Raw genomic sequence first — 13586 nt, 5'->3', positions numbered from 1 at the left:
CTGGCCTCAGGCGGCGATACGGGTGACGCGCGCGCCCACGCGGGCCAGCGCCACTTCGAAGGCATCGGCCAGGGTGGCCTTGGTCATCACGTCTTCCAGGTTCACGCCCAGGTGGACGATGGTCTGGGCGATCTGCGGACGGATACCGGAAATGATGCAGTCGGCGCCCATCAGGCGCGCGGCGGCGATGGTCTTCAGCAAGTGCTGGGCCACCAGGGTATCGACAGTCGGCACGCCGGTGATGTCGATGATGGCAATCGCGGCGCCGGTCTCGACAATTTTTTCCAGCAGGCTTTCCATTACCACCTGGGTGCGGGCGCTGTCGAGCGTGCCGATCAGCGGCAGCGCCAGCACGTCCTGCCACAGTTTGACCACCGGCGTGGACAGCTCCAGCAGTTCCTGCTGCTGGCGCACGATGATCTGGTCGCGGCTCTTCTGGAACACTTCCACCGTGTAGAGGCCCAATTGATCGAGCAGGGTGGTGGAGCCCCACAGCGCGTCAGCCAGCACGGCCGGCTCGGCGCTCAGCGCTTCGCGCAGCGCGGCAAACAGCGACTGCTTGAGCGAGAATACAAAGGTGGCGGTTTCGCTCGGGGTGGAGCCTTGCTTGGCGCGCTGGTTGGAGATTTCCGCCAGCAGGTTGCGCACTTCGTCCCAGGCGCGGCCTTCGATGTTCTCAGTGCCGCCAGTGACGGTGGCTTCCGGCAGCAAGCCCAGCAGTTGCGTGCAATGGCGGCGCAGTTGATCGGCGACGGCGGCGTCTTTACGGAAGGACAGACTGTTGAGATGGCCGATCCACGCCTCGAGGATCTGTTGTTCGTGTTCTTGTATGACGGCGCCAAGGCGGCGTGCGGTGTCGTTCGAGCTCATCAATTCCCCAATCAACTTTAGATTTATTTCCTGTAAGTATAACAATTGATCAAAATCTACGTTTTTATCAATCGTGTGCAACCTCAAAGCTTAGCCACTTTTCAATCTTTCGACTAGGGCATAGATCAGTAAAATCATGTAATTTGGAAAATAAATGCTGCGCGTGCAAATTCGCGTGCTTTGTCGCCGTAAGGTCAAACAAGACTGCTAAGATTAAGTTTCCCTTAATTTCAAACCGGATACTGTTGGCGCGGCGTCAACTTGCCGTAAGGGAGTGGACAATTAAAAATAGGGAGTGCAAGTGGGCAGTGAATCAGTTTTGGCAGCGTCGGTGCAACGGGTGTGGTTCAATCGTGCGTTTTCGTCGGTGTATACCGCCATCAGCCTGATCCGCGAAGCGGACCGGGAACAACGTTACCACCTGATTTACTCGCACGTCGCGCCGGCCACTGCCGGCCAGGTTGCGCACCAGTTCGAACTGGAACCGGCCGGTCTCAAGGGTGACGAATACGTCGAATGGTGTCTGGCGTTCTGCCGCGAGCACGCGGTCGATATCTTTGTCACCGGTAAGGAGGCACGCCTGATTACGGCAGCCGGCGAGCGTTTTGCCGAGATCGGCGTGCGCGTGCTGTCCGCCGGTTCTGCCGACACCTTGCAACTATTGCATGACAAGGCCCGTTTTTACGCCACGGTCCAGTGCCCGCAGGCGCCGCCACCGGAAGCAATCGCCGTCCACACCCTGGCCGAGTTCGATGCCGCCTACGCCGAGCTGCGTGGCCGCTACAGCAAGCTGTGTATCAAACCATCGCAATCGATTTACGGCCTCGGCTTTGCCCTGATCGACGAGCAGCGCAGCTGCGCCGAGCTGCTGATCGCCGGCGTGCAATACACCATCGGCCTGGCCGATTTACGTGCGGGTCTGGCGCTGCTGCCCGAGTTCCGCACCATGCTGGTCATGGAATACCTGGAAGGGCGCGAGTACAGCGTCGATTGCGTGGGCGACAATGGCAAGCTCGTCGTTGCGGTACCGCGCAAGAAACCGCAATCGTCGTCGGCCACCGGCCAGCGCGTCGACATGCATGCCGACATCCTGGCCGCGTGCGCCACGCTGTCTGAACATTACGGTTTGAACGGCTGCTTCAACGTGCAGTTCCGCGAAACCGGCGATCAGCCGCGCCTGCTGGAAATCAATCCGCGCATGTCGGGTGGCATCAGCATGGCGTGCGCGGCCGGGCCGAATTTGCCGTATATCGCGCTGGCCGGTTTTGATCGCGGTTTCGACAAGGTCGAGATCGCACCGGTGCGCAATGGCGCGCGCGTGACCGAAGTGTCGATCGCCATGGAGCTGTGATGGAGCGGCTGGCTGAAAACCTGGCCGTGGCCTTTGCCGGCCAGGACGGCGATAACTTGCGGGTGGTGGATCTGCCAACCGGCAAGCTCACCGTCACCGCGCGTGCTGGCGCTTATCCGCTTGACGCGCTGGTGGGTTTTGCCGCGCGCGCCAACGCCAAACGCGGTTTCCTGTTCGTGAGCAAGGTGCTGGGCAAGCACTGGCCGGTGCGTCCGAGCGCCATGCGCGGCCTGCACCAGTCGCTGGCGCGCGGTTTGCCGCTCGATTTGCCGGGACCGGTGCTGTTCATTGCCATGGCCGAGACCGCAGTCGGCCTCGGGCAGGGCGTGTTCGAGGCCTGGCTCGATGAAGACGCCGGCCGCGAGGCGCTGTTCCTGCACACCACGCGCTACCGCGTGGGCGACGGCCCGCTGATCGAATTCGAGGAAGCGCACAGCCACGCGCCGCGCCAGTTCCTGCACATGCCCGACGATCCTGCGCTGGCCGCCAAGTTTGCCCAGGCGCGGTCGATCGTGCTGGTCGATGACGAGGCCAGCACCGGCAATACCTTTGTCAACCTGGCGGCCGCCTGCCGCGTGGTGGCGCCCGCCATCGAGCATGTGCACCTTGTGACCATCACCAATTTCATGGGCGAGCAGGGCACCAGTCAATTGCTGGGCCGCTTCGGCGTGCCGGTGACCCACAACGCCGCGCTCGAAGGCGCGTTCTCGTTCGAGGCCGGCCAACTGGAGACCGGCGCCGCGCCGGCCCAGCGCTACGACGCCAGCGCCGACCGGGGCGCCAGCGCCGCATTTGGCAGGCTGGCGGTGGACCATGCGCTGGCGTTGCCGCCGGCCCTGGCGGCCGGGTTGTTTGAGCAGGTGCAGCCTGGTCAGCGCGTGCTGGTGCTTGGCACCGGCGAGTTCATGCACCCGGCTTACCTGCTGGGCCGGGCGCTGGAAGAGATGGGCGCCGACGTGGTGGTGCAATCGACCACCCGCTCACCGATCCTGGTGTGGGGGGCGGTGGCCAGCGCGGTGACATTCCCCGACAACTATGGCGAAGGCGTGGCCAATTTCATCTACAACGTCGCGCCCGGTCAGTACGACCACGTGCTGGTCTGCCACGAAACGCCGCCCACGGCAGCGCTGCACGAGCTCGCTGGCAAGCTGGGCGCGCGCCTGTTCCATTTCAAGTCGGAGAAACTGGTTGAAGAAATTCCTGTTCGTTGACCTGGACGATACCCTGTTCAGTACCCTGGGCAAATGCGCCAGCCAGGCCGAGCTGCACCCGGCCGCCTATTATTCGGACCAGTCGGTGTGTTCGTACACGACTGCGCGCCAGCGCGCCTTTCTGGCGTTGATGGATCCGGCCACCACGCTGATCCCGGCCACCGCGCGCCACCTCGATGCGTTCGGCCGCGTCGGTCTGCCTTTTAACAGCTACAAGATCCTCAACTTCGGCGGCTTGATCCTTGGACCCGACGACCAGCCCGACCCTGCATGGCTGGCGCAGATGCGCACCGACATGACGATCGCGCTGCCCGGCCTGAACCATGCGGCAACCGTCATCAACGCCTGGTGCGAACAGCAGGGGCTGGCCTCGCGCGCACGCGTGGTGGAAGACGGCGGCGTGCCGTATTACACCTTGATCAAGGACGTGGACAAGCAGGCCGAGCGCCTGGCGCCTATCGAACACGCAGCACTGGCGCCGTGGCTGGCCGGCGCCGGCAGCGGTTTTTATGTCCACCGCAACGGCAACAACCTGGCCGTACTGCCGCGCACGCTCGACAAGGCGGTGGCGGTGGCCTATGTGACGCGCCTGCTGCGCGCCGAGCATGGCGAGATTCTGACCCTGGGCATGGGCGACAGCAAGTCCGACGCCCGTTTCATGGCCGCCTGCGATTACGCCATCATCCCCAGCAACACCCAACTGGCGGCGTTGACGGTGGCGGCGCTATGACCGGCGCCCCTTTTTCCGGCAGCTACCAGGCTGGCGACGTGCAGTTTTTGCTGCGCCAGTTGCCGGCGCAGCAGTTCACCAGCGTGGCCGACAAGGAAGCGCTGATCCAGTCCGGCCGCAAGCATTACAGCGAGATGCTGTCGCCCGAATCGCTGCCGTCCGAGCGTTATTTGCAGGTATTCGAGGATGCGTGCGCGGCCAATATGAAACAGATGGCGCGCGATTGCCTGGCGCTGGCCTGCATGATCGCCGCCCGCCGTGCAGGGGACGTCACCGTGGTGTCGCTGGCGCGGGCCGGCACGCCGGTCGGCGTGATCCTCAAGCGCCTGCTCGAGCAACGGTTCGGGCGCGGCGCCGTGCATTATTCGGTCTCGATCGCGCGCGATCGCGGCATCGACGCCGTGGCGCTGCGCCAGATCGTGCAACACCACGCACCCGAATCGATCGTGTTTATCGACGGCTGGACCGGCAAGGGCGTGATTTCGCGCGAGCTGGCGCACTCGGTGGCGCGCTTCAATGACGAACATGGCACCGCGATCGACAGCGGCCTGTACGTGCTGTCGGACCTGGCCGGCTCGGCCGCTTGCGCTGCCAGCGAGGCCGACTACCTGATCCCGTCGAGCATCCTGAATGCCACCGTGTCCGGACTGGTGAGCCGCACCGTGGTGGGAGCGCCGGACCAGTTGCACGGGTGCGTCTATTACGAAGCGTTCGCGCCGCACGACCGCTCGCGCCAGTTTGTCGATGCCGTGACCGCCGCCGCGCTGTCGCTGGATGGGGCAGACTTGCCGCATGCTGCGCTGGACCGCGCAGCGGCCGCCGCCACCTCGCGCGCCTGCCTGGCGCGGCTGCAACAGGAATACGGCGTGGCCGACGTCAACCTGATCAAGCCGGGCATCGGCGAGGCCACGCGAGTGTTGCTGCGCCGTGTGCCGCGCCTGCTGCTGGTCCGCGATCCGGCCAGCGCAGACGTGCGTCACCTGACCTTGCTGGCACAGGAAAAAAATGTGCCGGTCATCATCGATCGATCTCTGCCTTACCAGGCAGTATCCCTTATCAGGAGTGCATTGGATGGCTAATTGGACGGTGAACAAGCCGATGGGCGCGTCGTTATACGTACCGACCACCCACAAGGATTTGCTGGAAATTGCCAACGGCATCAAATTGCCGAAGCTGCGTTCGGTGATCTTTTGCACCGAGGACGCGGTGGCCGACCGCGAGCTCAGTTATGCGCTGTTCAACCTGTCTGTGATGCTGGAAAACATGGACCCGGTAGGCGTGCTCGACCGCTTCGTGAGGGTACGCAATCCCGAAGTGCTCGAACGCGTGCTGGCCATGAAGGGTTCCGAACACCTGACCGGCTTCGTGATCCCGAAAGCCACGCGCGACAATTTCGATGCCTACTTCAAGCTGGTGCGCCAGACCGGGCACTTGCTGATGCCCACGCTGGAGACGGCAGAAGTGTTCGACGAGCGCGAGATGGTGGCGTTCCGCGACCTGCTGCGCGCGCCGGGCGTGGTGGGACGCATCCTGGCGCTGCGTATCGGCGGCAACGATTTACTGGCGCTGCTGGGCATCCGCCGCCCTCGCAACATGACGATTTACCGCACCCCGCTGGGATCGGTGATCGCGCGCCTGGTCACCACGTTCGCACCGTACGGCTTCCGCCTGACGGCGCCCGTGTTCGAGCACCTGGACCAGGATGCCTTGCTCGATATGGAAGTGCAGGAAGACCTGGCGCACGGCCTGGTGGGCAAGACGGCAATCCACCCGTACCAGCTGCCGCTGATTGAAATGCATTACCGGGTCCAGCCGATCGACGTGGCGGCGGCGGTGCGGATCATGGACGAAGATAGTCCGGCGGTATTCAAGATGGGGAATTCGATGTGCGAAGTGGCCACGCATCGCGCGTGGGCGCAGACGGTGCTGCAGCAGGCCAATCATTTCGGGACGTATCCCGATAACAGCCTGGCGCCGAATTCGGATAGTTGAGAGGATAGCAAAGAAGGTGAAGCTAGGGCAGGGGTGGCTATCCCCTGAGGTCAATCGAAACACGCAGCCTGGCCGTCACTCCGTAGAGGGTGACGGCCAGGCATCACGCCAGGCTTAACGCGCTGGCGGCGGTGCTGCCGGATCTGGCGTGGTGCCGCCCGGTGGCGTGGTCGTGGTGCCGTCAGCCGGTGGCGTGGTTGCTGGCGGTGGCATGGTGTTGTCAACTGGTGGAGAACCGGTCGGGGCCGTATTGGCCGGTGGTGCTACAACTTCAGGTGCGGGCGGATCAACTTCCTGCTTCTTGCAACCGGTAACAGCGGCGGCGGTCAGGATCAAGGCGAAAATAAACTTGGCTGGTGCGTGATGCTGTTTCATGTTGAGCTCCTTTTGGTGACAATCGAACTACAGTTTATGCATTCCTCAGCCCGTGCGCTATCGGCGCGCTTGCGGCCTGTTTGTAGGACTACTCAGCGGTCGCCTGTATCACTTCTTTCCTGATGGCATAGACTTTTGAGTCGGATACAAGGGCTGCTGGCCTTTCATCGCTCGCGATGGTGCCGGTACCTTGCCAGCGGCTGCCTTGATGACCAGGTTGTCGAACCAGGCCATGCTCAGCTTGTCTTCATCCTTGTCCTTGTGCACACCGGCCAGGATGCCGGCCATGCCGGCGCCGTACAGGTCGTCGCTGGCGGCAAGCTGCTGCTTGCCATCGACCAGCCCGGTAATCCGGTTGCCGGCGAAGCGCAGGGTCAGCGTGTGCCACTGGCCTGCCTTCACGCCTGCCACGCGGCCGGCGGCCAGTTGCTTCTCGCCGCCCTCGGACGTGTCGTTCATGGCGCGGATCAGCGCCTGCTGCTCGGCGTCGCCGACCGCCTTTTTCTTGTCTTTCTTGCCGCGGATGGCCACCAGCCGCAGCGCGCCATCGTGACCCAGTTGCAGGAAGTATCCTTTCGGAATGAAGCCATAGCCGGTGCCGGCATGGTTGATGCGGCCCATGACAGCGGCCGATTCGCCCGCTTGCAGGTACACGTCCACGCTCACTTCGTAGTCGCGCCAGGCATCGTCGCCGATGATGGAATAAGGCTGCCAGTCGGGCGCCCACGAAATGGTGGGAATCGGCGCACTCTGGCGCAGACAGGTGCCGACGCGCGCCGGGCAGCGCGCCAGTTCGAAGGAACCGGCGATGTCGGCCAGGTAGCGCGGCTGGTGGCCCCAGGTGGCCGGCTGTGGATAGTGTTCAAACGTTTCGCGGTACGGGAACGGGAACGATGCCAGCGCCGGTACGTCGGCCACGCCGCCTTTTTGCTGGCCGCGCGTAGTGGTCAGCGAATACACGGCGTGCGGTTCGAGCGTGAGCGTTGCCACGCCGTCGCGCACCACGGCGTCGGCCTGGCGCACGAAGTGTTCTTGCTCGGTGGTGCGCCACACGGCCAGGTCGCCATCCTTCAAGCCTTTGACGTTCAGTCGCAGCTGCTGTGCAGCGGGCGCGTCCTTGGTTTCGATGATCACGCTATAGTCGCGCTCGGGCGAGGCCAGCGTGACGAAGGTGCCGCCGCCGGCCAGGTCGCCGCTGCCGCCCTGCAGGTAGGTCCAACCCGTTTCGGTGAACTGGCCGTAGTGGGCATAGCCCCACAACACCGGGTTGACGCGGTAGTGGCCGCTCCACGGCCAGTTGGCGCGCACCATCGCCTCTTTTTCGCCCGAATAGGCCTGCATCGTGTACAGGCCGGCGATGCCGTACCAGTTGACCACCTTGGTCACGCCGCTGCGCACGTAGTTTTCATTGAAGGACTGGACCATGCTGATCAGGCCGTCGTAGCCGGCCTTGTACACGTGCTGCTCGGTGTTCCAGATCGGCTTGCCCATCGCTGCAGCCTTGCGTTGCACTTCGACCGGCACCACCGACTTGGGCGGGTTGATGTGGGCGCCGACGATGTCGATGGCATCGCGCAGTTCCGCATCCTGGGCCATGTCATCGACAAAGCGGAATTTCCATGGATCGGGCCAGTTGTCGAAGCCGTGCAGCTTGACCTTGCCGAAGTCGTTGGCGTTGAGCGTGGCGCGCAGCGCCTTGGCGAAACCGTAGCTGGCGCCTTTCTCGTTGCGGATGCCGATGGCGTCGAACTCCATACCATACACGTTGCGCAAGCCCTTGAGCCAGCTGACGTAGTAGTTGGCCGTGTCCTGCGAGAAGAACCGCGCATCGCCCTTGTAATAATCGCCCGTACTCTGCTCTAACAGTTGGCCTTGCCGGCCCAGCCAGCCGGGCGCGCTCCAGGCGGCGCCGTCGAGCGTGAGTTGCGGATTGCGGCGCCTGGCTTCACGCATTTCCCACCACAGGTAGCCGCGTTCGTAGTTCAGGTCGTCGCGGGCGTGCATATGGCTGGGCATCGAGCCTTGGGTGGCGTTGCCGTCGCCGGGAATTTCCACGTACAGGGCGCTGACAGACGCGCCGAACTTCGGCGTGAACACCAGGTCGAGGATTTCGCTGCGCTGCGGTTCCGGGTAGTCCTTGAGCAGCACGCCGGTGCCACCCCCGCCTTCGACAATGCCGATGCCGTCGAAGCGCGGCCCGCCGGCGGCGCCGTCGAGGGTAATGGTTTGTTCGGCCGGCTGGCGGCACAGGGTGCCGGGATCGATGCGGTCGGCCATCGGCGGCTCGGCGTCGAGCTTGATGCCCTGGCGGCGCGCCGTGCGTTCGATCACGGTGCCGCCGCCCGGCTCGGCGTAGGCAGGATCGGATTGCGCCTGTTGCAGCGACACGTAGCGGGCGCCCGCCGCATCCAGGCGTTGCAGCACGTCGGGCAGGGTCGCCGCGCTCCAGCCGCCCAGGTGCGTGAGCAGCACTTGCGGAATCACGCGGCCATACACGCGCTGCGAGTCGGCCTCCATTTTGGCGATGCCGCGCTCGACCGCCGCCAGGTACTGGCTTTTCATGGTCGTGATCGCGGCCTGGTCGCCGCTGGCCACGCAGCGCGCGTAGGCGTCGGTATAGGCCCAGTCGTCGAACGAGAGGCTGACATCGGCCACGCGGTAGCCGCGTTCGCGCAGCCAGGCCAGCGCGGCCGGCCCACGGGAACCGCCGCCGTCGAGGAACGGCAGGCGCAGGTAGCGCCAGTCGGCACCTTGCATGCGCTGCGCCACGGCAGCTTCGCCAGCCTCCACGTCGGCTTGCCAGGCCGCCAGCGACGGCGCCTGCGACAGGCCCAGGTGGGTGGCGGTATGGTTGCCGAGCGGGTGGCCGGCGGCGCGCCAGGCATCGAGCACCTTGGCGTCGTCGGCGGACCGGGCCAGCTTGCCGGCGTTGACGAAACCGAACGCCTCGGTGACGCCATGTTGCTTGAAAGTTTGCAGGTGCGCGTCCACGATGTCCATCCGGGTCATGCGGGGCGGCAACAGGCCGTGGGCGGGCAGGTCATCGACGGTGACGGCAACGTCGAAGCGCTGGGCGCAGGCGGCGCCGGAAAACAGCAGGGCGGCGGACAGGGCGGTCAGCACTGGAGCTAGCAGTGAAGGAACTGCGGTGGCACGGGCGAAGGTCATGGCGGGCGATAGCGAAGTCGGAGGCAACCGCATCGTAATCGAAGCGCCGCGCCAGCGGCGCGCTGGCGCCGGAAATAATCAGCGCCGTGCGTACGCGCCGCTTTATTCGCGTTCGATCGAGGCCCGGATCACGTGTTCGGCCGCCTGGTAGATATTCGGATCGCGCAGGATGTCGTATTGGAACGCACCGCCCGGGGTGGCCATCAGGTTGCCGTCGCAATACACGCGGGCGTTCCAGTCGGCGCCGTGGCCCACGCTGTAGGTGCCCAGGTAACTGATGGCGCGGCCGTCGCGCTTGCGGGTGAAGGATCCCTTGATCGGCCACTGGTCGAGCCAGTATGACGCCATTTCGGCCGCGTAGCGGTTGGCGCCGTCGGCGGTGCCGAATTCGGCCAATGGATACGATTGTTCATAGACCACGTCGCCGGCGGAAGACGCGCCGCGATAGATGCGGAAACAGGCGTAATAGCCGTTGTCCGCCGTGCGTTTGGGCGTGCAGACGATGTAGTGGCCTGCGTATGAGTAACTATGTGATTGCGCCATATAACCTCGCTAAGTGAACTGTTTGGCGCATCGCACCAAACCACCCGTAAGCTGCCTGGGCGATGTTTATAGAGCAAGAATAGCACAGGATTTCCTGACAAGCCGGTTCAAACGTGCGCAATGGCAAAAATAATATTGCGACGCAGCATGACGCGGCCCGGCGCGGCACGCGCTCAGGGCAGGCGGCCCCGGTAGCTTTGCGGCGCCAGTTCCTGCTGTGGCGCCAGCGCTTGCAGGCGCTTGTACAGGACCCGGGTTTCCAGCAAATTCCACACGCGCAACATCGCCTCCAGCGTATCGAACGGCTTGGTAAGAAAGTCCTTGGCGCCCAGCGACAGGGCGCGGCGCTTGGCTTCGGCAGTGGCGTCGGCGGTGATCACCAGCACCGGGCGGAAATCGTAGGGATCGCCGCGGCGCTTGAGGCGTTCGAGTACCGCATAGCCGTCGAGGTCCGGCATCATCAGGTCGAGTACGATCAGGTCGGGATCGAAGGCGGTGTACAGGTCGAGCGCGGTGCGGGCGTCGGTCGTGCCGACCACGTGGGTCAGGCCTTCGGCAATGAACATGTCTTCCAGCAGCCGCAAATTGGCGGGCTGGTCGTCGATGATCAGGATGCGTGAAGCGAGTACTTGATTTTCCATCATCTAGATTTTCCGTGAGAATCGAGCAGGGCGAAGAACGCCGGGATATCGAGTGGTTTGGCCAGGTGTGCAAAGTGTGCAATGTCATTATTGGCGTCGCTGCCCAATAGCACCAGGGGGCCTGGCAATGCCAGCCACTCGGCGCCGGCCAAGTTGGCTGCCAGCAGCACCAGGTCGGGCTGTTCGGCCTGCACCACGTCCACGCCTGCTGCGGCGTCGGCCACGGTGGTCACGCGCCAGTGCGGTCGGCGCTGGGCCAGCGTGGCCACCAGGATGCGCGTGGCGGGGTCCGCTTCCACGCACAGCAGGTGGTGGGTGCTGGCGCTGGTGGCCGGCACGGCGGCAACGGGCGCTGGCTGGTCTGCCGGTTCCTGCTGGTCAGCCTCGTCGGTGGCCCCGGCGTTGGTCGCCAGCGGCAAGGTCAGGGTGAAGCGGCTGCCCGGCCCCGGTCTGTCGTGCAGGATGACGTCGCCGCCCATGGCCTGCATCAGCGCTTTCGAGACTGCAAGACCGAGGCCGGCGCCCTCGGTCTTGCCGCGTTCGGCGCCGAGGCGGTCGAACGGTGCAAACAGGCGCGTGCGCAGCGACGGCGTGATGCCGGGGCCATTGTCGTCGATGTGGATGGCGGCCAGCTCGTCGCCGGGCGCCAGGTGCAGCGCCACGATGCCGTCGCGCGGGCCGTACTTGATGGCGTTCGACAGCAGGTTGAGCAGCGCCTGCAGCAGCCGCTGGCGGTCGGCCAGCACGGCCACCTCGATGCCGGCGTGGTCGTGGCGCAGCTGCACGCCGCGCTGGCGCGCCAGCGGCGCCATCAGCATCATCGCCTCGTCGAGCAGCGGCGCCAGCGCCACCGGCACGCATGCCAGGGTGAGCTTGCCGGCCTCGATGCGGCCGATGTCGAGCACCTCGTTGATCAAGGACAGCAGGTGCTGGCCGGCCTGGCGGATGTGTTCCGCATGTTCGCGTTCGCGCGGTTCGCGCAGGCCTGCTTCCAGCAGTTGTGCATAGCCGAGGATGGCGTTGAGCGGGGTGCGCAGCTCGTGGCTGGTGCGCGCCAGGAATTCGGTCTTGGCGCGGCTGGCTGCTTGCGCCGCCGAGGCGCGGCCGGCCAGCAGCACGCTGGCCTGGTGCAGGCGGTCGGCCAGTTGGCCCAGCTCGTCGGTGGTGGACGGCGTGGGCTTGAGCGGCAGGTCGTTCGACAGGCGCTCGGCGTTTTCGGCCGCCAGGCGCACGCGCCGCACCAGCCCCAGGGTAAACGTGAGCGTTGCCATCGCGCCGGCCATGCCGGCGCCGATCACGATCATGGCCATCCACAGGTTGCGGTTCGACGCCTGTTGCAAGGTCAATGTGCGCTGCTCGACCAGCGTGGCCTCGCGCAAATTCATCACGCCGATTTCGGTACGCAACTGGTCGAGGATCTGCTTGCTGCTGAGCAGATGTTCCTGTAACTCCGCCGTGCTGGCGTTGCGCTGCCCGCGCATCAGGTTCAGGCTGGCGAGCTTCTTGCGCAACAGCGGCGTGATGCGCGCCAGGCTGGCCAGTTGCTCGGGATCGACGGCGCGCGCCTGCAGGCTGGCCAGGGTGGCCGGCAATTGTTCGGCAGCGATGTGGTAAGGCACCAGGAAGTCGTCGCGGCCGGTGAGCAGGTAGCCGCGCACGCCGGTGGCGGCTTCGGCGATCTGGGTGTGCAGGCGCTGGATATCGGCCTGGGCCTGCATGGTGCGCAGCATGTCGGCGGTGGCGGCAGCGGTATTGCGCTCGAGCGTGTAGCTGGTGGCGGCCGAACCCACCAGCAGGGCCAGCGAGGCGACAATGATTGCGCCGCCCTTGAAGCCGAGCGACCAGTGGCGCGGGTTCAGCCTTGCGAGCGCGCTCATGATCCGAGCCCGAGGTCGGCCGCGCGCACGGCGGCCTGGGTGCGGTCGTTCAGGTCCAGCTTGTGCAGGATGCGTTCCACGTGCACCTTGACGGTGCCGGCGGCGATGCCCAGGTGTTCGCCCATGGCGGCGTTGGTCCAGCCTTGCGGCAGCAGGGCGAGGATTTGCAATTCGCGCGGGGTCAGCGACTTGAGGATGGCGGCCGCCTCGGTGGCGCCCACGCGCGGCGCCGCCTGGCTGTTGGCGAGCGCCGCGCCCAGCAGCGTGGCCAGCGCTTGCAGCGTGAGCAAATCGTCGGGGTGGGGCGGCGGCGCGGCGGCTGCGCAGAGCAGGGCCAGCATGCCGCGATGCTTGCCGTCCAGGCACAGCGGCACCAGCACTTCGAGGCCGGTGCGCTGCTCGCGGCCGATGCGCAGCCCGCTGGGGACGTCTTGCCGCACCAGCGGCGCCACCGGCCCCGGCTGCAAGACCGTGTGCAGGGCCATGGCATGTGCCACGCGCGCCCCCACCGGCGGTACGTTGCCGTGGCTGGCCGCCACGTGCAGGGCGTCGTCCTTGAGTACCAGCAGCAAACCATCGTCGAGCGAGAGGAAGGCCAGGGTCTTGGCCAGCACCGTGGCAAGCGCGGCGGGACGCACGCCATCCTGGGCCAGCGCGCCGGCGGCGTCGGTGAGCAGGCGCCAGCGTGCAGCGCTGCTTTCGCTCTGGCGATAACGGGTGCGGACGGCGTGGGCGCTATCGGCGGGGGAGGGGGAAGTCATTGCATACAACCAGTTTCATGTGTGGAATGGCAGATTATATGCCACCCGGCATATGCCGCAACCCCCG

At 65.3% G+C, this 13586-nt stretch carries 12 protein-coding genes; 5 read left to right on the top strand and 7 right to left on the bottom strand.

Annotated elements, in window-relative coordinates:
• Positions 1–6 precede the first annotated feature (6 nt).
• The gene (locus tag F8197_RS12800) at positions 7–870 is read right to left on the bottom strand and encodes an STAS domain-containing protein (protein ID WP_056148514.1); all 864 of its coding nucleotides are present in this window, start codon (positions 868–870) and stop codon (positions 7–9) included.
• Between the two features lie 301 nt (positions 871–1171).
• Here F8197_RS12800 and F8197_RS12795 point away from each other — a divergent pair, with 301 nt between their 5' ends.
• Genes F8197_RS12795 through F8197_RS12775 form a run of 5 tightly spaced genes read left to right on the top strand, consistent with a single transcriptional unit; the run spans position 1172 to position 6154 of the window.
• Positions 1172–2221 (top strand): ATP-grasp domain-containing protein, encoded by a 1050-nt coding sequence (locus F8197_RS12795; RefSeq protein ID WP_373996862.1) that lies wholly within the window; start codon positions 1172–1174, stop codon positions 2219–2221.
• Positions 2221–3432: a phosphoribosyltransferase domain-containing protein gene (locus tag F8197_RS12790; RefSeq protein WP_152882204.1), complete on the top strand. Its 1212-nt coding sequence runs from the start codon at positions 2221–2223 to the stop codon at positions 3430–3432. Before F8197_RS12795 ends, F8197_RS12790 begins: the two co-directional genes overlap by 1 nt.
• Complete coding sequence (locus F8197_RS12785) at positions 3410–4162, top strand: HAD family hydrolase (protein WP_152882203.1); 753 nt, start codon at positions 3410–3412, stop codon at positions 4160–4162. Before F8197_RS12790 ends, F8197_RS12785 begins: the two co-directional genes overlap by 23 nt.
• Positions 4159–5241, top strand: a complete 1083-nt coding sequence (locus F8197_RS12780) for a cysteine protease StiP domain-containing protein (RefSeq protein ID WP_152882202.1) — start codon at positions 4159–4161, stop codon at positions 5239–5241. The genes F8197_RS12785 and F8197_RS12780 overlap by 4 nt, the downstream gene beginning before the upstream one ends.
• Positions 5234–6154 (top strand): HpcH/HpaI aldolase/citrate lyase family protein, encoded by a 921-nt coding sequence (locus F8197_RS12775; RefSeq protein ID WP_152882201.1) that lies wholly within the window; start codon positions 5234–5236, stop codon positions 6152–6154. The genes F8197_RS12780 and F8197_RS12775 overlap by 8 nt, the downstream gene beginning before the upstream one ends.
• Before the next feature lie 114 nt (positions 6155–6268).
• Here F8197_RS12775 and F8197_RS12770 read toward each other — a convergent pair whose 3' ends face one another.
• The 6 genes from F8197_RS12770 to F8197_RS12740 form a co-directional block, all read right to left on the bottom strand.
• A complete protein-coding gene (locus F8197_RS12770; protein ID WP_056148503.1) occupies positions 6269–6529 on the bottom strand; it encodes a hypothetical protein in 261 nt (86 codons plus the stop codon).
• Between the two features lie 108 nt (positions 6530–6637).
• Positions 6638–9697, bottom strand: a complete 3060-nt coding sequence (locus F8197_RS12765) for a polysaccharide deacetylase family protein (RefSeq protein WP_227012227.1) — start codon at positions 9695–9697, stop codon at positions 6638–6640.
• Positions 9698–9799: 102 nt separating this feature from the next.
• On the bottom strand, positions 9800–10240 hold the full coding sequence (locus F8197_RS12755) for a hypothetical protein (protein ID WP_152882200.1): 441 nt from the start codon (positions 10238–10240) through the stop codon (positions 9800–9802).
• A 173-nt stretch (positions 10241–10413) separates the two neighbouring features.
• Complete coding sequence (locus tag F8197_RS12750; RefSeq protein ID WP_019920666.1) at positions 10414–10884, bottom strand: response regulator; 471 nt, start codon at positions 10882–10884, stop codon at positions 10414–10416.
• Positions 10881–12758, bottom strand: a complete 1878-nt coding sequence (locus tag F8197_RS12745; RefSeq protein ID WP_152882199.1) for an ATP-binding protein — start codon at positions 12756–12758, stop codon at positions 10881–10883. The genes F8197_RS12750 and F8197_RS12745 overlap by 4 nt, the downstream gene beginning before the upstream one ends.
• Complete coding sequence (locus F8197_RS12740) at positions 12755–13519, bottom strand: LuxR C-terminal-related transcriptional regulator (RefSeq protein ID WP_152882198.1); 765 nt, start codon at positions 13517–13519, stop codon at positions 12755–12757. Before F8197_RS12740 ends, F8197_RS12745 begins: the two co-directional genes overlap by 4 nt.
• Positions 13520–13586: the final 67 nt, after the last annotated feature.

The organism is Duganella sp. FT27W (assembly GCF_009295655.1).
GTDB classification, from domain to species: Bacteria; Pseudomonadota; Gammaproteobacteria; order Burkholderiales; family Burkholderiaceae_D; genus Rugamonas; species Rugamonas zoogloeoides.
The sequence above is the reverse complement of the archived record's forward strand: the minus strand, read 5'-3'. Positions and strand labels throughout refer to the sequence as shown.